Raw genomic sequence first — 22,128 nt, 5'->3', positions numbered from 1 at the left:
TGACGCACGTCACGTATCGCACCATCCGGGAGGCACACCGCATGTACACCAAGAATGGCGAGAAGTTCTTCATCGTCGACGCTCACATCGCTCTGTGGGACGCGCGGGAGCAGAACCAGCGCAACATCCACGGCAAGCAGTTCATCGACTGCTTCTACGACTACCATCGCAACCTCTCCCCCGAGAGCGAACTGTGGACGTACGACGAGTACCTCTACCAGGGTGGCGAGCGCCTGATGCACGACCTGTTCGAGGTCGGCTACGTCGATCACGCCATCTTCCAGCCCGCCCACCTCGGCGAGTTCTACAACAACGGGTTCGGACAGACCGAGGAGGCGTCGGCGTTGGCCGCCGCGCACCCGGACAAGCTGACCTACAACCACCACTTCGATCCGCGAAACGGCGAACGTGGCCTCGACCAGCTGCGAGCCGACGCCGAGCGCTTCGGACTCAAGGGCGTCAAGCTCTACACCGCCGAGTGGCACGGCGATTCCCGCGGCTACAAGCTCGACGACGACTGGACGCGGCGCTACCTCGAGGTCTGCCGCGAAGTCGGCATCAAGAACATCCACGTGCACAAGGGACCGACCATCCGTCCGCTCGATCGAGATGCATTCGACGTAGCGGACGTCGACCACGTGGCCACCGACTTCACCGATCTGAACTTCATCGTCGAGCACTGCGGACTGCCCCGGCTCGAGGACTTCTGCTGGATCGCGACCCAGGAACCCAACGTGTACGCCGGTCTCGCGGTGGCCATTCCGTTCATGCACACACGTCCGAAGTACTTCGGCCAGATCATGGGTGAGCTGCTGTACTGGCTGGGCGAGGACCGCATCTTCTTCTCCTCCGACTACGCACTGTGGACGCCCAAGTGGCTGGTCGAAGGATTCGTCGACTTCCAGATCCACGAGTCCCTCGACGAATACGCTCCCATCACGCTCGAGCAGAAGAAGAAGGTGCTCGGACTCAACGCCGCCAAGCTCTACGACATCGAGGTCCCTGCAGAGCTGCAGCTGCCCGACGCCGACGAGACCGAGACCGGACCGCGTCAGCCCGAGCGCGCCGACCTCGCGGCGGTCTGAGATGACGACTGCCACGACCACCAGGAAGGACGAGGCCTACGCCGCCCTCGGTGTCGTCCTGGATCCCGAATTGGACGAGCCCATCACCGATCTCGGCTTCGTCCGATCCCTGGAGGTCGACGAGAGCACCGTCCACGTTCATCTGCGGTTGCCCACGTCGTTCTGCTCGCCGAACTTCGCGTACCTCATGTCGGGGGATGCGAAGGACGTGCTGACGGCACTGCCGTGGACCGAGCATGTTCTCGTCGAACTGGACGATCACCACGACTCGGACAAGATCAACGCCGGCCTCGCCGCCGACGCGGGCTATCGAGGCACCTTCGGCCACGAAGCCGAGGAGGACCTCGAGGAATTACGAGCGACGTTCCGCCGCAAGGCGTATGTGGCGGCGATGGAACGTTCTCTCCAGGGGTGGCTGCGAGCGAATCCAAGTGCGACCGAGAACGACTTGGCCGCAGTGGTTCTCGGAGATCTTGCGGACGATCGCACGTCGACCGCTCTGCTTCGCCGCCGCGAGGCACTCGGGCTGAGAATCGACCCGGCCGCTCCGGCTCTGGTCGACCACACCGGTCGCCCACACACCGGTGATCTCACGATGGTGATGCGGCGCGCCCGCGCCACCCGCGTCTCGATCGACGGCAACGCGCACTTCTGTCGCGGGTTGCTGCAGACTCGCTACCCCGGCGCGGAAGAACAGCAAGTCCCTCGAGAGGAGGGCGCGTTCATCCCCCTCACCTCCCTCACCGTCCAGCACACCACAACACAGGAGCAGTCACGATGAGCACGATGCGCGCCGTCCAGGTGGTCGGGTATCACAAGAATCTGGAGATGACCGAGGTACCGATCCCCGAGGTTCGAGGCCCTCTCGACGTGATCGTGAAGATCGGCGGGGCAGGCGTGTGCCGCACCGATCTGCACATCCTCGAAGGCCAGTGGGCCGAGAAGTCCGGTGTCACACTGCCGTACACGATCGGGCACGAGAACGCCGGATGGGTGCACGCGGTCGGTTCGGCCGTCACCAACGTCCGCGAGGGCGACAAGGTGATCCTGCATCCGTTGGTCACGTGCGGACTGTGCCGGGCATGCCGGTCCGGTGACGACGTGCATTGCGAGAGCAGTGATTTCCCCGGGATCGACACCAACGGCGGGTACGCGGACTATCTGCGTACCAACGCCAGGACAGTGGTGAAGATCGACGAATCGCTCGAACCGTCCGCGGTGGCAGCGCTGGCCGATGCAGGCCTGACGGCGTACCACGCCGCCGCCAAAGCGGCCCGGCGGCTGACTCCACGCGACAAATGCGTCGTCATCGGTGCAGGCGGCCTCGGCCACATCGGTATCCAGGTGCTGGAGGCGCTGTCGCCCGCAGAGCTCATCGTCATCGACCGCAACGCCGATGCCGTCAAGCTCGCCCTGACTCTCGGTGCCGATCACGCGGTGGTCGCCGACGGCAGCCAGATCGACCAGGTCATGGAACTCACGGGCGGATTCGGCGCCGAGGTCGTTCTCGACTTCGTCGGCGAAAATGGCTCCACCGCAGAGGGATTGGCGATGACCAGACGGGCCGGTGACTATCATGTGATCGGCTACGGCGAGAACGTCGACGTGCCGACCATCGACCTGGTGTCGGCGGAGAAGAACATCGTCGGCAACCTCGTCGGGTCCTACAACGACCTGTGCGATCTGATGTCTCTCGCCGCGCGCGGTTCCGTGAACCTGCATACGCAGACCTACGCACTGGACGACTTCCAGAGTGCCATCGACGACCTCGACAACGGACGGGTTCGCGGCCGCGCGATTCTCGTACCCTGAAATCGGGTAGTAACCACCGACACAACCCCAACAACGAGGAGCAACGTTGATCTTCATCACCGCCAAGTTCAAGGTCAAGCCCGAGCACGCCGACAACTGGCCCGAGATTTCGCGCGACTTCACCGAGGCCTGCCAGGCCGAGGAGGGGTGCCTCTGGTACTTCTGGTCACGCACCCTCGACGACCCGACCGAGTACGTCCTGGTGGAGGCCTTCAAGGACCCCGACGCCGGTGCGACACACGTGAACTCGGATCACTTCAAGCAGGCGCAGAAGGATCTCCCGCCGTACCTGCAGGAGACGCCGAAGATCATCAGCCAAGAGGTCGACGGCACCGACTGGAACGAACTGGGCGAACTCGCCGTCGACTAGATCGTTCTAGCTCCGTTCTCGATCCCGGACCACCTGGCCCAGCGTCACGACCGCGTCGGCGAACTGTCCCGGCAGTTCCTGCGGCGGGTTGTGGCCGCAGTCGATCTGCCGAACGTCGATCAGATCGGTGAAGTGCGCCGCGTGGTCCGGGCTGCCGTACAGCGAGGCAACGGTGTCCTCGGTCGGATCGATCACGATCGTGGGCACCGTGATCCTCGGTTGCTCGGTCAGCAATTCCTGCGTCGCTGCATAGGCCGGGTCCCCGGCCTCGACGCCGTAGCGGTGGCGGTAGGAATGCACGGACACGTCCACGAAGTCGGGGTTGTCGAACGAGGGTGCGGTGGCCGCGAACTCGGAGTCGCCGAACCGCCAGGTCGGCGACCAATCCGTCCACAGTGTCTGTGCGATCTCTGCGCGGTGGGCCGCGAGCCCGGCCCGGCCCCGCTCGGAGTGCAGGTAGTACTGATACCAGTGCCGCTTCTCGAGATGCGGCAACACCGGCGTCGACACTGCCGCGGCGATGTCCTGGACCAGGTAGCCGGACACGCTCACCAGGCCCGACACCAACTCCGGCCACATCGCGGCGACGACGCACGCCGCTCGCCCACCCCAGTCGTAGCCGGCGACGATGGGCTCGTTCAGTTCCAGCGCGAGAATCAACTCACGCAGGTCGTGGCCGATCGCGGCCTGCTCTCCGGATCGCATCGTGTCGGCGTCGACGAACCGGGTCGGTCCGAAGCCCCGCAGATACGGCACCACCACGTCGTATCCGGATTCGGCGAGCAGCCTGGCGACGTCGTCGTAACCGCGTGGGTCGTACGGAAACCCGTGTAGCAGCACCACCGAGGGACCGGACGGATCGCCGACGCGGTCGAACTCCACATCCAACACTCCTGCGCGAATCATCATGGGTCCATGCTCGCATTGCGGTGGCGGTATGCACCGAGGGTCAACTGCTCAGCACGTCCTGCATGCCGGGCGCGAGAACGTCGGACAGGTCGGTCCATGGGACGGTGATCGTGATGAGGCCGATGCCATAGGCCCCCACCTGGTAATCACCGAAGTGAATGTTCATCCCCTCCGGTGATGCGGTCCAGTTGCCGAAGTCGGCCACCGTCGGCTCGATGCCCGAGCGCTCGAAGTTCTCGCCGGCCCGGGTGGTCGGAAGAATCTTCGCCGCTTGCTCGGACAACCTCGACAGACCGGCATCGAGATCGGTGAACGCGTCACCGAGGGTGATCGGCTGTGCGGTGTCGACCTCGATCGTCACGGTCGAGATCAGCGAATCACCATGGGCGCCGGCAGGCACGGCGATCCAGTCGGTGATCTGTTCGGAACTGATCACGCGCCTACCGACGTAGGTAGAGCTCGGCGTGTAGCCGTCGCCGAGAGCGAAGTCCTGTCCGTTGTGGCCGTCGATCAAGTCCTGCAAGGCCGCCCGCATCGACTCGTTGAACTCCGCCGTCACAGCGGGATCCCCACCACTGAGCTGCGGAATGGCGACATCGTAGGTTGCATGTTCCGTGGATCCGGTGACCCGAGTGCTGCCGACGACGTACGACTCGGCGGCATTCGACGTGGTGGGCGGAGTTGTACTCGTCGGCTCGGCGCGCTCGGTCGTGGCCGGTGCGTCGGAGGTCGTCGGCGCGGACGCGGGCGTGGCGGTTCCCGAAGTGGAACAACCCGCGAGGGCCGCTGTCACGGCAAGGGCGGCAGCCATCGAGCGGAGACGAGTCATGACCGACCCTAACCACTGCGCGTCGACTCACTCAACAGGAAACAACTGCGGAGCACCGACTCCGCAGCTAGCGTCGAACCGTTCGGTTCGTCTCGACCGGCCACGTTTCGGAGGGAGTTCGATGAGAACCAGGAGCATCATCACCAATCTGCGCGTGCCGAACGTGGACGCGGCCAAGTCGTTCTACACCGAGTTTCTCGGTCTGCGTTCGGAGGAGTTCGACATGGGCTGGGTTGCGCGGCTGACGTCGCCCGACCGCCCGGTCAGCGTTCAACTCGTAACCGAAGATGCCAGCGCACCGGAGGATTCGGTGATGTCGGTGCACACCGACGATGTCGACGGCGCGTACACCGAAGCCCAGAAGTTGGGCTACGAGATCGTGTATCCGTTGACGACCGAACCGTGGGGTGTCCGCCGGTTCTTCGTTCGCGCTCCCGACGGCAACGTCGTCAACATCGCGTATCACCGGGACTGACTGCTTCGAATCGGGTGCAGCAGACCGCGCCAGGCGCGGCCCATTGCACCCGATTCGAACGCGAAAAAGCCCGACCCCGCAGAGCGGAGTCGGGCTTTTTCAGCGAGGGGCTGGACTCAGAAGTCCATGCCGCCCATGCCACCGGTCGGATCGCCTGCGGGCGCTCCGGCCTTCTCGGGCTTGTCGGCGACGACGGCCTCGGTGGTGAGGAACAGAGCCGCGATGGACGCTGCGTTCTGCAGTGCCGAGCGGGTGACCTTGACCGGGTCGTTGATGCCTGCAGCGAGCAGGTCCTCGTACTCGTTGGTCGCGGCGTTGAGGCCGTGACCGGCGGGCAGGTTGGAGACCTTGTCCGCAACGACGCCGGGCTCGAGGCCTGCGTTGAATGCGATCTGCTTGAGCGGAGCGGACAGCGCGACGCGAACGATGTTCACGCCGGTTGCCTCGTCACCGTCGAGCTTGAGGTTGTCGAGTGCGGGCGCTGCCTGGAGCAGTGCCACGCCGCCACCGGCGACGATGCCTTCTTCGACGGCTGCCTTGGCGTTGCGCACGGCATCTTCGATGCGGTGCTTGCGCTCCTTGAGCTCGACCTCGGTTGCCGCTCCGGCCTTGATGACTGCAACGCCACCGGCCAGCTTGGCCAGGCGCTCCTGCAGCTTCTCGCGGTCGTAGTCGGAATCGGAGTTCTCGATCTCGGCGCGGATCTGGTTGACGCGACCGGCGATGGCGTCGGAATCTCCCGAGCCCTCGACGATGGTGGTCTCGTCCTTGGTGATGACGACCTTGCGTGCCTGACCGAGCAGCTCGAGTCCGGCGGTCTCCAGGGAGAGGCCGACCTCTTCGCTGATGACCTCGCCGCCCGTGAGGATGGCGATGTCGGCGAGCTGAGCCTTGCGGCGGTCACCGAATCCGGGAGCCTTGACGGCCACGGACTTGAAGGTGCCACGGATCTTGTTCACCACGAGGGTGGAGAGAGCTTCGCCCTCGACGTCCTCGGCGATGATGACGAGCGGCTTGCCGGACTGGATGACCTTCTCCAGCAGCGGCAGCAGGTCCTTGACGGTGCTGATCTTGGAGCTGACGAGCAGGATGTACGCGTCTTCGAGGACGGCTTCCTGACGCTCTGCATCGGTGGCGAAGTACGCCGAGATGTAGCCCTTGTCGAAGCGCATGCCCTCGGTGAGCTCGAGCTGCAGGCCGAAGGTGTTGGACTCCTCGACCGTGATGACGCCTTCCTTGCCGACCTTGTCCATGGCCTCGGCGATGAGCTCGCCGATGGACGGGTCGCCTGCGGAGATGCCAGCGGTAGCAGCGATCTGCTCCTTGGTGTCGATCTCCTTGGCGGACGCGAGCAGCGACTCGGTGACGGCTGCAACAGCCTTCTCGATGCCGCGCTTGAGGCCGAGCGGGTTCGCGCCGGCTGCGACGTTGCGCAGGCCTTCACGGACGAGTGCCTGAGCGAGAACGGTAGCGGTGGTGGTGCCGTCGCCTGCGACGTCGTCGGTCTTCTTGGCGACCTCCTTGACGAGCTCGGCACCGATCTTCTCGTAGGGATCTTCGAGCTCGATCTCCTTGGCGATGGAAACACCATCGTTGGTGATCGTGGGAGCTCCCCACTTCTTCTCGAGTACGACGTTGCGACCCTTGGGGCCCAACGTCACCTTTACTGCGTCGGCGAGGGCATTGAGGCCTCGCTCGAGGCCACGGCGTGCCTCTTCGTCGAACGCGATGATCTTGGCCATTGCGAAGTGATCCTCCGGATTGGGGGTGACACATTGCTGGCCGAGCTCGGTGCCCGCGACGGACGACCAGGGGTGTCGTTGATTCCCCGGCCTCACCGTGTCCCGACCTGGCACTCACGTGTCGAGAGTGCCAACTGCATTTCTAGCACTCGACCATGGCGAGTGCAAGGTCGTCCGCCGGGAGCGAACCACCGCCACCCCCGTGCCCGACGCCACCGCGCGGCGGCTGTCGCGAGCAGATGCTCACCTTTGCACGGGCCCTTCACACACTGTTCACATCCGTGGCCATTGTTAACATTCGGCATCTTCCGCACGAACGCCGAACGCTAATATCGTTCTGGGACAGTAGTTTTCACGTCATTTCAATTCGGACATACCCCCACAAAAGCGACAGTAAGGATCGAAACATGTCCGATACGGTCGACACCTCGTACGACAATTCGGCGATGGATCACGAGGAGGAGGGCTACCACAAGGGCCTCAAACCTCGTCAGTTGCAGATGATCGCGATCGGCGGCGCAATCGGCACCGGCCTGTTCCTCGGCGCGGGCGGACGCCTCGCCAGTGCCGGCCCCGGCCTGTTTCTCGCCTACGCCCTGTGCGGCATCTTCGTCTTCTTCATCCTGCGTGCACTCGGCGAGCTGGTCCTGCATCGCCCGTCGTCGGGCAGCTTCGTGTCCTACGCGCGCGAGTTCTTCGGCGAGAAGGCTGCGTTCGTCGCGGGCTGGATGTACTTCCTCAACTGGGCGATGACGGCCATCGTCGACGTCACGGCCATCGCGACGTACATGCACTACTGGGGCAGCTTCGAGGTGATCCCGCAGTGGGTCATCGCACTGATCGCCCTCGTCATCGTCATGTCCATCAATCTCGTCTCGGTCCGCTGGTTCGGTGAGATGGAGTTCTGGGCGGCGATGATCAAGGTCGTCGCGCTGGTGACCTTTCTCATCGTGGGCATCGTGTTCCTCGCCGGACGCATTCCGGTGGGCACCGAGGTGCCGGGTATCAACCTCATCACCGACAACGGCGGCTTGTTCCCGTCCGGGGCATGGCCACTGGTGATCGTGATCTCGGGTGTCGTGTTCGCCTATGCCGCAGTGGAATTGGTGGGGACGGCTGCGGGTGAGACCGAGAACCCGGAGAAGATCATGCCGCGGGCGATCAACTCGGTCATCGCTCGTATCGCACTGTTCTACGTCGGCTCGCTGGTGTTGCTGGCCGTGCTGATGCCGTACACCGCGTACCAGGCCGGGACGTCGCCGTTCGTGACGTTCTTCTCGAGCATCGGCCTGGGCGGCGCGGGCACCATCATGAACATCGTGGTGCTCACCGCCGCGTTGTCGAGCCTGAACGCCGGGCTGTACTCGACGGGCCGCATTCTGCGCTCGATGGCGATGAACGGCAGCGCGCCGGAGTTCACCAAGAAGATGACCAAGGGCGGCGTACCGTTCGGCGGCATCCTGCTCACCTGCTTCATCACGCTGTTCGGCGTCGCCCTCAACGCGATCGCCCCGGGCGAGGCCTTCGAGATCGTGCTGAATATGTCCGCGCTCGGCATCATCGCCAGCTGGGCGACCATCGTGCTGTGCCAGATACAGCTGTTCCGCTGGTCCAAGAAGGGCATCCTCGAACGGCCCAAGTTCCGGTTGTTCGGTGCGCCGTACACCAGCTACGCAACCCTGGTGTTCCTGTTCGGCGTGCTGGTGCTGATGGCGTTCGACGCCCCGATCGGCAGCTGGACCATCGCCACCCTGGTGGTCATCATCCCCGCGCTGATCGGCGGCTGGTTCCTGGTGCGCACCAAGGTGCTCGCCGTCGCCGAGGAACGCCTCGGCTACACCGGTCAGTACCCGGTGGTGGCGAACCGTCCGGTCGATCCGGAGGAGTGAACCCGTGAGCGAAGGCCCCACACCGACTCGGTGTGGGGCCTTCGTCGTGTCGCGGTCAGGAAAACTTGAGCCAGCGCGATCGGCTGAACGGCGATCGGCGCGGCGGCGGTTCGGGAACTCCCGCTTTCACTGCTGCCGCCACCGCATCGCTGAGCTCGGCGCAGGTTCGGAAGCGATCCGCCGGGTCCTTCGCCAGCGCGCGTGCGACCACGGCGTCGAGGCCCCGAGGCAACGAGCGTCGACGCCGCGTCACCGACGGCGGCTCGGCCGTGAGGTGTGCAGCGGTGATGGCCAACGGCGTGGCCAGCGGATACGGCGTCCGGCCGGTCGTCAGTTCGACGAGCGTGGCCCCCAGACCGTAGACGTCGGTCTGCGCACTGAGCACTCCCCCGCGCAGCAGCTCCGGTGCCGCGTACGGGATGGATGCCATCACCGTCCCACCCGCAGCGAGCGGAGTCGCGTCCCCCAGTAGGCGTGCAATTCCCCAGTCGGACAACATCACCTGCTCGTAGCCGTCGATTCGCTCGGTGGAGACGAGAATGTTGGCCGGCTTGACGTCCCGATGCACGACGCCCTGCGAGTGGGCGTAGTCGAGCCCTTTGGCCACCTCGGCGACGATGCGCGCCACCCGGGACACGTCGAGAGCGATCTGTCCGCGGGCGACCAGCCGCGCGGCGCTGTAGCCGTCCACGTAGTGCATCGACATCCACAACTGGTGCTCGAACTCACCGTGCTCGTGCACCGACACGATGTTCGGGTGCACCAGTTGCGCGGCGACGGCCGCTTCCATCCGAAACTTGTTGCGCAAGCTCGGCGATCGAGACGCGTCCCGGTCCAGGATCTTGAGGGCCTCGAGCCGATCGTGGCCGCGTCCGAGAACCAGATACACCTCGCTCATGCCCCCGACGCCGAGGCGGCGCTGCACCCGAAATCCCGCGAACTCCGAACCCGGCTGCAATCGCATCGTCATGGAATCGCCTGCCGCACAGGCCTACTCGCGCCGCCGTAACCGACGGGTGACACGATCGGACACGTCCGCAGCATCGACAGAACTGTAGTCCGTTCCAGGGCTCGAGGCGACTCGGCAGTTTCGCCACCAGCACCGATGTCGTTTATGGTGATTACCGGTACTTGACCGAAACAAGAGAAAAAGAACGGCAAACCGATAACGGTCAGCCGATTACGGTGACTCGAGTTGTAAGGAAGTCAAGTAAGTGAAAGCAGTAAAAGAAGCGTGGGGCGGCCTGCTCAAGCCCGTCTTCGTTCCCGCGTCGATCGTCATCTTCGCCATGATCGCCTTCTCGGTGATCTACGCCGGAACCGCCGCAGATGCGTTCGATCGACTCAATTCGGCCATCACAGCCGGTGTCGGGTGGTGGTACATCCTGGCGACCACCGGATTCGTGCTCTTCGCGCTGTACTGCGGCTTGAGCAAGGTCGGAAACATTCGCCTCGGTCGCGACGACGAGAAGCCCGAGTTCGGCGTCCTCTCGTGGTTCGCCATGCTGTTCAGCGCAGGCATGGGCATCGGCCTGGTGTTCTACGGCGTCGCCGAGCCGCTCTCGCACTACGTGACGCCACCCGAGGCGGGCGGCGTTCCCGGTAGCACCGACCCCGCTGCACGACAGGCGATGGAGCTCACCCTCTTCCACTGGGGCCTGCACGCCTGGGCAATCTACGTCGTGGTCGGCCTCGGACTGGCGTACATGACGTACCGCAAGGGACGCCCGCTGTCGGTACGTTGGCTGCTCGAGCCGCTTTTGGGGCGCAAGCGCATCGAGGGTGGCATCGGCCACGCGATCGACGCCGTCGCCATCGTCGGCACATTGTTCGGCGTTGCCACCTCGCTCGGATTCGGTGTGCAACAGATCTCGGCCGGCCTCGAATACCTGGGTTGGGTCGATACCAACAACTGGGTGACGGTCATCATCATCGCCGGAGTCACCGGTCTCGCGACGTTTTCCGTCGTGTCCGGCGTCTCACGAGGACTCAAGTGGCTCTCCAACATCAACATGGGGATGGCCGCAGCTCTGGCCGTCTTCGTTCTGATTGCCGGACCGAGCCTGTTTCTCATGCAGTCCTGGGTGCAGAACCTCGGCGGCTACATCCAGGCATTGCCGGAGTTGATGCTGCGCACATCACCGTTCTCCGACGACGGCTGGACCGGCGACTGGACCATCTTCTACTGGGGCTGGTGGATGAGCTGGGCACCGTTCGTCGGCATGTTCATCGCGCGTATCTCCCGCGGACGCACCATCCGCGAATTCGTGTTCGGAGTGCTGCTGGCACCGACGATCATCGGATCCCTGTGGTTCACGATCTTCGGTGATGCCGGCATCCTGCGTCAGCGTGAGAACGGCGACCTGTTGGTCGACGGTGCCGTCGACACCAACACGAGCCTGTTCCAGCTGCTCGACACGTTGCCTTTGGCGACGATCAGCAGCGTGCTGGCGATCTTCGTCATCGTGTTCTTCTTCGTGACATCCTCCGACTCCGGCTCGCTGGTCATCGACATCCTCTCCACCGGCGGCGACCTCGAACCGCCGAAGATCACCCGCGTGTACTGGTCGATTCTCGAAGGCGTGGCGGCGACGGTTCTGCTCCTCATCGGCGGAACAGGGTCGCTGACGGCGCTGCAAACGATGTCGATAGCCACGGCCGTGCCGTTCTCGATCATTCTGGTGCTCGCCTGCGTGTCGATGCTCAAGGCCTTCCGCTACGACGTCGCCACCACCCCGCGGTACGTGCGCGTGACCGCAACGCCGGAGGTCGCGGACAAGGAGCCGGACCCAGCTGGGTCGACAACGCGCAAGAGGGCGGCGGCAGGCATCTCGAGCACGTTCTCCGGCCTGACCCCGTCACGCGAGGGCCTCACGGCGCCCGCTCGCAACGGGACCGTCGTACTGGCAGTGCACGAGGTGCCCAACGAACAGCTCGAGGTTCATCCCGAAACCGGGGCGGTCGAGTACTCCGGAGACAATGCTCCGGTCGACCCACTCGGCGGCGAAGTCTTCGACACGCAGGAATTCGCCGACTCGGCCGAGGGCCAGAAGGACAGCAACCACACCGACTGACCGATCGATCCACCTCTGGCCCTCGCGACGCCGTCGCGGGGGTCAGAGGTTTTTCGAAGCCCAGTCGGTCAGAGCCTCCAACGACGGCAGCAGCGCCTCTCCGGACGTCGTCAGGCTGTAGCCGACGGAGATGGGTGGCCCGTCGTCGACGGTGCGCGTCACCAGGCCTGCCTTGCCGAGTTCGCCCAGTCGCTCCGACAACACCGAGTCACTGATGCCACCGACCGCGCGGCGAAGGTCCGAGAACCCCATCGGCCCGTTCATCAGCGTCGCGAGAAGAATTCCGTTCCATCTCTTGCCGAGGAAGCCGAAGGCTTTGGTCAGCGCCCCGTCGCAGGCACGAGGGTCGTGAGGCTGCTCGCTGGTGACCATACGTCCACCTTACCGAGGTGCTACAGTCCGCCTTGCTGCTTCTGAATTACTAGTGGCCTCGGATATGAAAGAAGGGCTCATGTTCATCGCAACCGTCGTCGTCTCGGTTCTGCTCGCCGTCGCGCTCACGTTCTCCGCCATCGGAAAACTGACGAAGAATCCCTCCGTCATCCCCATGCTCGGACAGGTCGGCGTCCCCGCCGACAAGATCCCCTGGCTCGCCTACGTCGAAATCCTCGGAGCCGTCGGCCTGCTGGTCGGATTGGCCGTCTGGCCCATCGGCGTCGCAGCCGCGGTCGGCGTCATCCTCTACTTCGTCGGAGCCGTTGCCGCCCACCTTCGCGCCAAGGACAAGGAATTCGCACCCGCCGCCGGACTGGCCGTGTTCGCGATCGTCGCGCTGGTGCTACGGGTGCTCAGCGCCTGACCAGTCGTAATCCATCTGGCTCGCGGTGGCGAGAGCATGATCCGCTCCCGCCCACCGCGCGACCAGGTGCAACGCCAGATCGAGACCGGCGCTGATACCCGCCGAGGTCGCCAGATCGCCGTGGTCGATGTATCGAACGGCCTCGTGGACGACGAGGGCAGGCCATCGAGCGGACAGTTGCTCCAGATCCTCCCAGTGCGTGGTGACCGGGCGTGTGTCGAGCAAATCCGCTGCGGCGAGCACGAACGCACCGGTGCACACCGACGCGACCAACTCCGCACCGGGCCGAGTGCGCTGCAACCACTCCAGCACTCGGCCGTTCTTCTCGACGGCATCGACGACACCGCCGGGAACCAGGACGACGTCGTATCCCCGCGGATCGTCGATCGTGGTGTCCACCCCGATCCTCATTCCACCCCTGGCGACGACCGGCCTGTCATCGATCCCCACAAGACTCACCTCGAAAGGTCGTGCACTCCCGGCACGGTCGGCCACTCGATTCGCCACCGAGAACACCTCGAACGGCCCGCACGCGTCGAGTACCTCGACATCGTCGAACATCAGAATTGCAACGCTTCTACTCATACCCTGACTTTCAGCTGCTCGTAGTCGACACGATGACGGGCACCATCACCGCGGCCATCACCGCAGCGTTCACATCCGAGACGGCCTTGCGCACCGCCGCGCCTGCCCACTCTCCCTCGGCGATCTGCTTCGCCCTCTGTTTCAGCAGCTTCTTGTCCGCATCCACGATCACCTTGTGCGTCAGGTCCACCGCCGAAATCAACGAGATCAACGCAGCCGTGTGGGGCGACGGCGTCGTCCCGTCGACCAGCGCGCTGCGTAAGGCATCTCGCAACACCTTCTCGTGCGAGGTGTCACGAGCAGGCCACGTCGTGGTCGGGAACAGCCCCAACACCTTGTCCTTGTTCTCGGTGACGAAGCCCTGAGCCACCAGCCGCCCAACCAACTCCTTCGACAGATTCTTCTGCGACTTCTCGATCACCTTCTGCGGCTTCATCGGCCGCGACGCCGACGCCACAAGATCGAACACTCGACGCAGCAGGACGTCGGCTGGGGGCGCTCCTGCGACGACCACATGATCCTTCTTCGTCTGCTCGCCGGGGCCGGTGATGCGCAACGATCCACCCATCGCGAGCTCGACCACCAGGGCACCTGCCAGCACCCGCGGTAACTTCGTGCTGTCGGCCAGCGGTTTGCCCGAGTCGTCGTCGAGCAACAGCAACAGGAGGTCCTCTGCGATCAAGGTCATGACGCGAGGCTACCCAGGATGTACGCGTAGTTGTGAGCCACCAGTTGCTCGAGAATCGCTATGTCCACATCGGCGAGCTTGTTCACGTACAGGCAACCTGCGCCTCGCTTGTGCTTGCCCAAGCGTTCGAGCAATGAATCCGATTGCGGGGCGTACGTCGCGCCGTACACCGACAGATTCGCCTTACGTGGGGAGAACCCCACGACGAGACTCTCGCCCCGACGGCCACTGCCCGTCGTGTAACGGTAGGCACCGAAACCCACCATCGTCGGCCCCCACATCACCGCCGGCTGCCCGGTCACCCGACCCATCATCTCGGCCAGGGCGAGACCGTCCGCGCGGCGAACCGGATGTTCGACAGCGGCCAGAAAATCCTCGGCCGGTACATCGGTGGGTCGAGTCAGGTTCTCGTTCAATTGATCAGGGCCTGCCAGTTCGACGGCACCCGCTCACGCGGCCCGGGCACCGTCTGATCGAGCGGATGATGTTGCGGCGGAGCCAGTTCGGGGCCGTCGTACATCTGCTCGTCGGCATAGTTGTAGAACCAGTCCTCGCCGGGCTCGTAACTGCGCACGAACTGGTGCCGGGTGGACTCCGCATGCTTACTGGCGTGCTGCGACGGTGAGGAATCGCAACACCCGATATGGCCGCACTGCGCGCACCGACGCAGATGCACCCACCACCCTTGCGTTTGCGTGCACTCCACACAGCCCGGGCCCGACGGTGGGACCTTCGGGTCGATGCCTTCGATGGTCATGTTGCCTCCTCTGTGGCCGGGTCGACGGGCAGCCGAACGATGAACCGTGTGTCGCCCGGTTCGGACACCACTCGCAGATCACCCTGGTGCTTCTTCACCACGATCCGCCACGAGATGTCCAGACCGAGACCCGTACCTTCGCCGACCGGTTTGGTGGTGAAGAACGGCTCGAAGATCCGCGACCGAATCTCCTGCGGCACACCGGGTCCGGTATCACAGATCTCGATCTGAACCTGATCCTCGTCCAACGATGTCCGCACCGTCAACACCCCCTTCTCTTTCGGGGTCGTTCCTGCAGGCTCCACTCCCGCGCCTGCCATCGCCTGCACGGCATTGTCGATCAGGTTCGTCCACACCTGGTTGAGTTCGGCTGCGTAGACCGGGATGGGCGGAACCGCGGGGTCGTAGTCCTTCACCACCCGAATCTCGTCACCGATCTTGCGGCCCAACATGATCAAAGTGCTGTCGAGCAATTCCCGCACGTCGACGGTCTGGTACGGCGCGCGGTCCATCTGCGAATACTGTTTCGCTGCACCGACGAGCGTGGAGATGCGCGTGGTCGAATCCGCGATCTCGTTCATCAACAGCTCGGTTTCGACGGTGTAGTTGAGCCACCGGATCGCACCCTCCAGCATCGTCGGATCGTCCACCGTCGCAGCAACCTTGTCGAGCCACGGCACATCCAGACCGGCCGAGACGAACGTCGGAGCCAGATCCCAACCGTCGCCGATACCCTTGTCCTCGAACCATTCTCCGAGTTCGTCCTCGCGGTCCGACGCCTCCATCGCGGTCAGCTTCGGAGCCTTGGCCACCAACTCCACGGCCTCGTTCTGCAGTCCGACCAGATGCGCCATGCTGCCGCGATCGAGAGTGCCGCCGGCGATCATCGCCAACTTCTGCCGCATGTGCGCCACCCGATTCCGCAACGCCGACGTCGCCCGCACCGCAGCAGCCGCCGGATTGTTCAGCTCGTGCGTCAACCCGGCAGACAGAGAACCCAACGCCAACAGGCGTTCTCGTTGTTCCACTATCTGCTTGGTGTTCTGATTGCCGAAGAACAGACCCTCGAGCAGGTGCAGCGCCATCGGGAACCATTCTCGCACGATAGACGCGAAGCACTCGGCGTCGAGCACGAAGAACCGCGAGCGCTCGGTCACCCGCATCGAACCCTGGTACGTCTGCGGCACCCGATCACCCAGGTACGCCTGCCACGCACCCGCGTACACCCCCCGCTGGGAGGTCCGGTTGACCACCAGATCCTCCCCGCCCGAGAGCTTCGAGAGCACGACGGCACCGTCCATCAACACGTAGAAACACGTCGCCGGATCGCCCTCCGCATACACCGGCCCGGGTTCGATCGTTTCGATGCGTCCGTCCCGACACAGCTCCGCCAGCTGCGAGTCGGAGAGATGCTCGAACAGGAACAGCGTCCGCAACTCCTCCGGATCACACGCAAGCCCACTCTGGTCACTCCGCGGGCTCCGCTCCTGCGCGCTCACGGGTTCGCCAGATATCTGTGCACCAACATCACGGCCATTGCTCCCTCTCCCACTGCCGACGCGACGCGTTTGGCCGAGTCGGATCGAACGTCACCGGCCGCGAAGACGCCGGGCACACTCGTCTCGAGGTGATGCGGCAGGCGAGTCGGCGTCCACCCGGCAGGTCCCCGTCCGTCGGTGACGAGATCCGGCCCGGTGACCACGAATCCATGGTCGTCCCGCACGAGTACCCCGTCGAGCCACTCGGTGCGCGGCGCCGCCCCGATGAACAGGAACAGATACTGCGCGTCGACGGTCGTCGTCTCGTCGGTTGCCTGGTTCCGCAGCGTGATCGACTCGAGGTGACCGTCGCCCGACACGCCCGCGACCTCGGTGCACGGCCGAACGCTGATCTTCGGATTCTCTTCGATCTGTTTGATGAGGTAGTACGACATCGACGCTTCGAGGGAAGACGCTCTGATCAGAATTGTCACCGACTTCGCCCCGCGCGAGAGGTACACCGCCGCCTGCCCGGCCGAGTTCGCGCCGCCGACGATGTAGACGTCCTGCTCGGCACAGCGCGCCGCCTCGGTCATCGCCGATCCGTAGAACACGCCGCGTCCGGTGAAGTCGTCGATTCCCGGTGCGTCCAGCCTGCGATAGGCGACGCCGGTGGACAGGATGATCGTCTGTGCACTGATGCTGCGGCCGTCGGCGAACCGTACGGTGCGCGCGGCACCGTTGGTTTCCAGGCCGACGACGTCCTGGGTGGTGACCACCTCGGCACCGAACTTGAGCGCCTGCCGCCGTGCCCGCTCGGCCAGCTGTGCACCCGACACCCCGTCGGGAAAGCCCAGGTAGTTCTCGATGCGAGAACTCTGACCGGCCTGGCCGCCGGTTGCGGTCCGCTCGATCAGGGTCGTCCGCAGACCCTCCGACGCACCGTAGAGCGCAGCTCCCAGTCCCGCCGGTCCGCCGCCGATGACGACCAGGTCGTAGAACTCCTCGGACGGTGACACCGTCAACCCGAGCCGGTTGCCGAGTTCGGCATCGGACGGTTCGATCAGCGCATCGCCCTCCGTGGTGATGACCACCGGCAACCGGCTGTCGTCCACGCCCGCGGCCGCCAGCAGCCGGGCACCCTCGGACTCGTCGGACATGTACCAGCGATACGGCAGCTGATTGCGAGCGAGGAACTCGCGGATCTCCGACGAGCGCGCGGACCAACGGTGGCCGATGATCTTGGTGTCCTCGACGGCCCGATGGTCGTAGGCACACCAGGCCTCCAGTTGGGCGTCGAGCACGGGATAGAGCTTCTCCTCGGGGGGATCCCACGGCTTGAGCAGGTAGTAGTCGAGGTCGATGACGTTGATCGCGTCGATCGCGGCGTCGGTGTCCGCGTACGCGGTCAGCAGGATGCGCCTGGCAGTCGGGAAGATGTCCATGGCCTGTTCGAGAAATTCCATGCCGCTCATCTGCGGCATCCGATAGTCGGCCAACAGTACGGCGACCGGGGTGCCGCGCAGCGCGAGTTCCTTCAGCGCGTCGAGCGCCCCGGAACCGGACTCCGCACGCACGATGCGGTACTGCTCGCCGTATCGGCGGCGCAGGTCGCGGGCGACCGAACGTGAAACCCCTGGATCGTCGTCGACGCTGAGAATGACCGGTTTCATGACCCTCCAGAACTGGTGCTCACCAACGACATGAGCATGCCACCGCGTCGCCCCGAATGGGAGGCAAGCAGTCCTGGAATCAGTGGGGTCAGATTCGGCCGCGCCTGATCAGATCGAGCTCCTGCGGGGTGAGGAGTCGTTCGAGCTTCTCGGCGGGCCAGGTGCGTGGGCTGCCGCTCATCCTGGCGGTCTTCAACAGCGGGAGATCTCTGCTGGTACGACGCATTATCGACTGTAATTTCACGGTGGATCACTCCGAACAATTTCTTCGTTGGTCCCGACACTCCGCTTGCTACATCGATCAGTGTCCGCCCGGTGTTAACGCCTCGGTGGGATCTCGTGCGGCGTTTCGCAGCTCGAGACAGTTTCCTCGGTCCTCGCTCGGGGTAAACGAGAGCCCCAATCTACTGATCGGGGAACGATAGTGAACACGTCGGGAAATGTGGCCAGTTCCGTACAGAACAACGGAGCATTCGAGAAAGCGGCGCGAGCCGGCCATTTCGTCAGCGGAGTGCTGCACATTCTGATCGGATACATCGCGGTTCGGTTGGCATTCGGCCAGGCAGGTAATGCAGACCAGTCCGGTGCACTCGCCGAATTGGCCGACAAGCCCGGCGGGAGGATTGCGCTCTGGGTGGCGGTGGTCGCTTTCGTGGCGCTGGCGCTGTGGCGCATCGTCGAAGCGGTCGTCGGCAAGAAGTCCGACGCCGACGCAGGCAGTGCGATGGACCGTCTCAAGGCTGCCGCGCTGGCCGTTGTCTACATCGCGTTCGCTTTCTCGACCTACGGCTTCGCTACCGGCTCGGGCAAGTCGAGCGGGCAGCAGAACGCCGGCTGGTCGGCGCGATTGATGGAATCCGGCGGCGGCAAGCTCGTGCTCATTGCTGTCGCGCTAGTCGTCATCGGCGTCGGCGGATACCACGTCTACAAGGGCGTTTCGAAGAACTTCCTCGACGATCTCGAAGGCCACCGGAGCGGGGCCGTCGTCAAACTCGGCATCGCCGGATACGCCGCGAAGGGCACTGCCCTCGTCGGAGCCGGACTCCTCGTCGTGGTGGCCGTTCTGCAGTCCGATCCGTCGAAGGCCACCGGCATCGACGGTGCCCTCAAGACCCTCGGCTCACAGCCCTACGGTCAGGTTCTGCTGATCCTCGCCGGAGTGGGCATCGCGCTCTACGGGCTCTATGCCTTCGTACTGGCTCGCTTCGCCCGCATGTGAGCGGGAGTGGTGCCTGCGGAACGACCCCAGGTGAGCGGGAGTGGAGCCTGCGGAACGACCCCAGGTGAGCGGTACTTCGTAGTGGGCTACGAATTTCTGCTCACCTATGTGGTCGATTGTGTCCGTTGACACATAGGATGCGCACGATTGAGTGTGACATTCAGTTGCATCTACTCACTATCAGGAGGCCCACGTTGAGCAAGACTCTCGAAGCCACGATCGACATCGCCGCGAGCCCCGAGACCGTATGGTCCATCGTCTCGGATCTGCAGCGCATGGGTGAGTGGAGCCCGCAGTGCAAGAAGATGAAGGTCTTCGGCGGACCGGTCGGCAAGGGCACCAAGACGCTCAACGTCAATCGCAAGGGGATGCTCGTCTGGCCCACGACCTCCAAGGTCGTCACCTTCGAGCCCAACCGTGAACTCGCGTTCCGCGTCGTCGAGAACAAGACGATCTGGTCCTACACCCTCACACCGACCGCGACCGGAACGACCGTGGTCGAGAAGCGGGAGGCACCCAGCGGCACGTCGGCGGTGTCGTCGTTGCTGGTCAAGCGTGTCCTCGGCGGCATCGACGAGTTCGACGTCGAACTCGTCGAGGGTATGAACAGCACCCTGCGCCGCATCAAAGTCGAGAGCGAGAAGCTGGGAGAAAAATAATTCTTCTCAGGAAGGTTTCAGGTTTGTTTCCCTCGGGCATCCGACGTTTCGACAAGCAAACGACACGAACGGAAAGTGGGGGCAACACATGTTGGGTCTCGGATTCATCGGCTGGATCATCATCGGCGGACTCGCAGGGTGGATCGGCAGCAAGATCATGAAGACGGATGCTCAGATGGGCATCATCCTGAACATCGTCGTCGGCGTCATCGGTGGCCTCATCGGCGGATACCTGCTGAAGGTCTTCGGCGTCGACGTCGAAGGTGGCGGACTGATCTTCAGCTTCATCACCTGCATCCTCGGCGCAGTCATCCTGCTGTTCCTGGTCAAGCTCGTGACAGGTCGCAGCCGCGTCTGATCGACTCGCAGCTCCCGACTGCCGGGGCACCTCACGTACGCTGTGAGGGCCTCGGCAGTCGTGCTTTCACGCCTCGATTGCTTCCGGCATCACGACCTGCCGACACCTGTCCGACGAAAAGTTAGAGGAGACCGTGGCACGCCGTCCCGCCCCGATTGATCAACCGCCCCGCACCGGAGCGGCTCACATCGTCGACCTGGTCCGTGAAACGGTTCCACCGCTCCACCCCGCAGGCCTGCCGTTCGTCGGTGGTCCGCTCGCCGTCGCCGTTCTCGGCCGCCGATCCAAGTGGGTTCGCAACGCCGGCCTCGTCGCCGCCGGAGCCTGCGCCACCTTCTTCCGCCACCCGTCGCGGGTGCCACCGAACCGCCCCGGCGTCGTCGTCGCTCCCGCCGACGGCCTGGTCACCCTCGTCGACACCGCCGTCCCACCCGCCGAGCTCGATCTGGGCTCGCAGCCGGTTCCGCGCGTGAGCATCTTCCTCTCGGTTCTCGACGTGCACGTCCAGCGCGTTCCCGTCGCCGGTCGAGTGGTGGAGGTCGTGCATCGCCGAGGCCAGTTCAAGTCCGCAGACCTTGCCGAGGCCAGCGAGGTCAACGAGCGCAACAGCATGCACATCAGGACCGACTCCGGTCAGGACGTCGCCGTCGTGCAGATCGCCGGTCTCATTGCTCGACGCATCATCAACAACGCCAAGGTGGGCGACGCCCTGTCGATCGGCGACACGTACGGCCTGATCCGATTCGGTTCCCGCGTCGACACCTACTTCCCCGCGGGCACCACACTGCTGGTCGAACGCGGTCAACGCGCCGTCGGCGCCGAGACGGTCCTCGCCGAGCTTCCACAGTAGAAACCGACATGATCACCAGACGCGCCAAGCCGCCTGCTGCCATTCGTCTGCTCCCATCCGTCGTCACGATTCTCGCGCTGTGCTCGGGCCTGTCCGCGGTCAAGTTCGCCCTCGACGGGCAGCTCGGCACTGCGCTCGCCATGATCGGTGCCGCTGCGATACTCGACGCGTTGGACGGCCGCATCGCTCGACTGCTCGACGCCACCAGCAAGATCGGTGCCGAACTGGACTCGCTGTCCGACGCCATCTCGTTCGGTGTGGCCCCGGCTCTGGTGCTGTACGTGACACTGCTCGAGGGCAGCAGCGGCGGCTGGATCGTCGCACTGGTCTACGCCGTGAGCATCGTGCTCCGTCTCGCGCGCTTCAACACTCTGCTCGACGAGGACGACACTCCTGCCTACGCCCGCGAGTACTTCACCGGAGTTCCTGCTCCCGCCGGAGCTCTCATCGCCATGGCACCGATCGCGGCCTTCGAGCAATTCGGCGACGGTTGGTGGGCCTCGTTCTACGTCGTCGCCGGGTGGTCGATCCTCACCGCCGGTCTGATCGTCAGCCGCATCCCCACGTTGGCGCTCAAGACGGTCTCGGTGCCGCCGCGGCTCGCCGCGATCCTACTGGTGCTCGTCGCGCTGCTCGCCGCCGCGCTCATCACCTTCCCGCTGATCCTGCTGATGGGCTTGGTGCTGGCCTACCTGGTGCACATCCCGTTCGCGGTGCGCTCGCAACGCTGGACTGCCGCGCGCCCGTACACCTGGGACGCCAAGCCGGCCGAGCGCCGCGCAGAGCGTCGGGCCATCCGACGCGCACCGGGCAACAATCGCCGGTCGCAGGCTCGTCTGGGACTGCGTCGACCTCGCAGCTAGTGTCTCGCCGCTAC

Annotated in this window: 25 protein-coding genes; 13 read left to right on the top strand and 12 right to left on the bottom strand. The window is 64.5% G+C overall.

The features are described 5' to 3' along the window. The first annotated feature begins 41 nt into the window (after positions 1 to 41). Genes CH296_RS14440 through CH296_RS14425 form a run of 4 tightly spaced genes read left to right on the top strand, consistent with a single transcriptional unit; the run spans position 42 to position 3,267 of the window. Positions 42 to 1,085: an amidohydrolase family protein gene (locus CH296_RS14440; protein ID WP_094685212.1), complete on the top strand. Its 1,044-nt coding sequence runs from the start codon at positions 42 to 44 to the stop codon at positions 1,083 to 1,085. Between the two features lies 1 nt (position 1,086). Further along, on the top strand, positions 1,087 to 1,866 hold the full coding sequence (locus tag CH296_RS14435) for an iron-sulfur cluster assembly protein (RefSeq protein ID WP_094685075.1): 780 nt from the start codon (positions 1,087 to 1,089) through the stop codon (positions 1,864 to 1,866). Between the two features lie 5 nt (positions 1,867 to 1,871). Beyond that, positions 1,872 to 2,897 carry an NAD(P)-dependent alcohol dehydrogenase gene (locus tag CH296_RS14430; RefSeq protein WP_094646882.1) on the top strand — a complete coding sequence of 342 codons (1,026 nt, stop codon included), beginning with the start codon at positions 1,872 to 1,874 and terminating at the stop codon, positions 2,895 to 2,897. A gap of 46 nt (positions 2,898 to 2,943) precedes the next feature. Continuing rightward, entirely contained in the window at positions 2,944 to 3,267 is a 324-nt protein-coding gene (locus CH296_RS14425; protein ID WP_027498443.1) for a putative quinol monooxygenase, read from the top strand. A 6-nt stretch (positions 3,268 to 3,273) separates the two neighbouring features. On the opposite strand, the gene CH296_RS14420 is transcribed toward CH296_RS14425, so the two are convergent. Further along, entirely contained in the window at positions 3,274 to 4,176 is a 903-nt protein-coding gene (locus tag CH296_RS14420; protein ID WP_094685074.1) for an alpha/beta fold hydrolase, read from the bottom strand. Between the two features lie 40 nt (positions 4,177 to 4,216). Next, positions 4,217 to 5,005 carry an RsiV family protein gene (locus tag CH296_RS14415; RefSeq protein ID WP_094685073.1) on the bottom strand — a complete coding sequence of 263 codons (789 nt, stop codon included), beginning with the start codon at positions 5,003 to 5,005 and terminating at the stop codon, positions 4,217 to 4,219. A 121-nt stretch (positions 5,006 to 5,126) separates the two neighbouring features. Here CH296_RS14415 and CH296_RS14410 point away from each other — a divergent pair, with 121 nt between their 5' ends. Next, positions 5,127 to 5,480: a VOC family protein gene (locus CH296_RS14410; protein WP_094685072.1), complete on the top strand. Its 354-nt coding sequence runs from the start codon at positions 5,127 to 5,129 to the stop codon at positions 5,478 to 5,480. Positions 5,481 to 5,596: 116 nt separating this feature from the next. Here the strand turns inward: CH296_RS14410 and groL are convergent, their stop codons facing one another. After that, positions 5,597 to 7,222 carry a chaperonin GroEL gene (gene groL, locus CH296_RS14405; RefSeq protein WP_008713461.1) on the bottom strand — a complete coding sequence of 542 codons (1,626 nt, stop codon included), beginning with the start codon at positions 7,220 to 7,222 and terminating at the stop codon, positions 5,597 to 5,599. 407 nt (positions 7,223 to 7,629) lie between these two features. On the opposite strand from groL, the gene CH296_RS14400 reads away from it, so the two are divergent. Next, a complete protein-coding gene (locus CH296_RS14400; RefSeq protein ID WP_032393792.1) occupies positions 7,630 to 9,111 on the top strand; it encodes an amino acid permease in 1,482 nt (493 codons plus the stop codon). Positions 9,112 to 9,166: 55 nt separating this feature from the next. On the opposite strand, the gene CH296_RS14395 is transcribed toward CH296_RS14400, so the two are convergent. After that, positions 9,167 to 10,081, bottom strand: coding sequence for a serine/threonine-protein kinase (locus CH296_RS14395; RefSeq protein ID WP_094685071.1), 915 nt, complete (start codon positions 10,079 to 10,081; stop codon positions 9,167 to 9,169). 244 nt (positions 10,082 to 10,325) lie between these two features. Between CH296_RS14395 and CH296_RS14390 the strand changes: the two genes are divergently transcribed. Next, positions 10,326 to 12,185, top strand: coding sequence for a BCCT family transporter (locus CH296_RS14390; protein WP_176459346.1), 1,860 nt, complete (start codon positions 10,326 to 10,328; stop codon positions 12,183 to 12,185). Between the two features lie 42 nt (positions 12,186 to 12,227). On the opposite strand, the gene CH296_RS14385 is transcribed toward CH296_RS14390, so the two are convergent. Beyond that, entirely contained in the window at positions 12,228 to 12,557 is a 330-nt protein-coding gene (locus CH296_RS14385) for a helix-turn-helix domain-containing protein (protein ID WP_032393789.1), read from the bottom strand. Positions 12,558 to 12,636: 79 nt separating this feature from the next. Between CH296_RS14385 and CH296_RS14380 the strand changes: the two genes are divergently transcribed. Next, complete coding sequence (locus tag CH296_RS14380; RefSeq protein WP_094685070.1) at positions 12,637 to 12,984, top strand: DoxX family protein; 348 nt, start codon at positions 12,637 to 12,639, stop codon at positions 12,982 to 12,984. Here CH296_RS14380 and CH296_RS14375 read toward each other — a convergent pair. The 7 genes from CH296_RS14375 to CH296_RS28945 form a co-directional block, all read right to left on the bottom strand. Continuing rightward, positions 12,964 to 13,569: a DJ-1/PfpI family protein gene (locus CH296_RS14375; protein WP_094685069.1), complete on the bottom strand. Its 606-nt coding sequence runs from the start codon at positions 13,567 to 13,569 to the stop codon at positions 12,964 to 12,966. The two genes, CH296_RS14380 and CH296_RS14375, sit on opposite strands and share 21 nt — an antisense overlap. A gap of 10 nt (positions 13,570 to 13,579) precedes the next feature. Continuing rightward, complete coding sequence (locus CH296_RS14370; protein WP_094685068.1) at positions 13,580 to 14,257, bottom strand: GPP34 family phosphoprotein; 678 nt, start codon at positions 14,255 to 14,257, stop codon at positions 13,580 to 13,582. Next, the gene (locus CH296_RS14365; RefSeq protein WP_094630892.1) at positions 14,254 to 14,673 is read right to left on the bottom strand and encodes a DUF1801 domain-containing protein; all 420 of its coding nucleotides are present in this window, start codon (positions 14,671 to 14,673) and stop codon (positions 14,254 to 14,256) included. The genes CH296_RS14370 and CH296_RS14365 overlap by 4 nt, the downstream gene beginning before the upstream one ends. After that, positions 14,670 to 15,014: a UBP-type zinc finger domain-containing protein gene (locus CH296_RS14360; protein WP_045198761.1), complete on the bottom strand. Its 345-nt coding sequence runs from the start codon at positions 15,012 to 15,014 to the stop codon at positions 14,670 to 14,672. Before CH296_RS14360 ends, CH296_RS14365 begins: the two co-directional genes overlap by 4 nt. Next, positions 15,011 to 16,513: an ATP-binding protein gene (locus CH296_RS14355; RefSeq protein WP_094630895.1), complete on the bottom strand. Its 1,503-nt coding sequence runs from the start codon at positions 16,511 to 16,513 to the stop codon at positions 15,011 to 15,013. Before CH296_RS14355 ends, CH296_RS14360 begins: the two co-directional genes overlap by 4 nt. Continuing rightward, the gene (locus CH296_RS14350; protein WP_094685067.1) at positions 16,510 to 18,165 is read right to left on the bottom strand and encodes an FAD-dependent oxidoreductase; all 1,656 of its coding nucleotides are present in this window, start codon (positions 18,163 to 18,165) and stop codon (positions 16,510 to 16,512) included. The genes CH296_RS14355 and CH296_RS14350 overlap by 4 nt, the downstream gene beginning before the upstream one ends. Positions 18,166 to 18,253: 88 nt before the next feature. Further along, the gene (locus tag CH296_RS28945) at positions 18,254 to 18,391 is read right to left on the bottom strand and encodes a hypothetical protein (protein WP_176460599.1); all 138 of its coding nucleotides are present in this window, start codon (positions 18,389 to 18,391) and stop codon (positions 18,254 to 18,256) included. Between the two features lie 198 nt (positions 18,392 to 18,589). On the opposite strand from CH296_RS28945, the gene CH296_RS14345 reads away from it, so the two are divergent. The 5 genes from CH296_RS14345 to pssA all read left to right on the top strand — a co-directional run bounded on the left by CH296_RS14345 (position 18,590) and on the right by pssA (position 22,114). Beyond that, entirely contained in the window at positions 18,590 to 19,384 is a 795-nt protein-coding gene (locus CH296_RS14345) for a DUF1206 domain-containing protein (RefSeq protein ID WP_373557283.1), read from the top strand. Between the two features lie 194 nt (positions 19,385 to 19,578). After that, on the top strand, positions 19,579 to 20,043 hold the full coding sequence (locus CH296_RS14340; RefSeq protein ID WP_094659620.1) for an SRPBCC family protein: 465 nt from the start codon (positions 19,579 to 19,581) through the stop codon (positions 20,041 to 20,043). Between the two features lie 88 nt (positions 20,044 to 20,131). Beyond that, positions 20,132 to 20,401: a GlsB/YeaQ/YmgE family stress response membrane protein gene (locus tag CH296_RS14335; RefSeq protein ID WP_045198755.1), complete on the top strand. Its 270-nt coding sequence runs from the start codon at positions 20,132 to 20,134 to the stop codon at positions 20,399 to 20,401. A gap of 133 nt (positions 20,402 to 20,534) precedes the next feature. Then, complete coding sequence (locus tag CH296_RS14330) at positions 20,535 to 21,251, top strand: phosphatidylserine decarboxylase (RefSeq protein ID WP_094685065.1); 717 nt, start codon at positions 20,535 to 20,537, stop codon at positions 21,249 to 21,251. Between the two features lie 8 nt (positions 21,252 to 21,259). After that, a complete protein-coding gene (gene pssA, locus CH296_RS14325) occupies positions 21,260 to 22,114 on the top strand; it encodes a CDP-diacylglycerol--serine O-phosphatidyltransferase (protein ID WP_094685064.1) in 855 nt (284 codons plus the stop codon). Positions 22,115 to 22,128 lie beyond the last annotated feature (14 nt).

Source organism: Rhodococcus sp. 14-2496-1d, from assembly GCF_002259365.1.
Taxonomy (GTDB): Bacteria; Actinomycetota; Actinomycetes; order Mycobacteriales; family Mycobacteriaceae; genus Rhodococcoides.
Note: the sequence above shows the minus strand (reverse complement) of the source record. Positions and strands in the feature narration are given on the sequence as shown.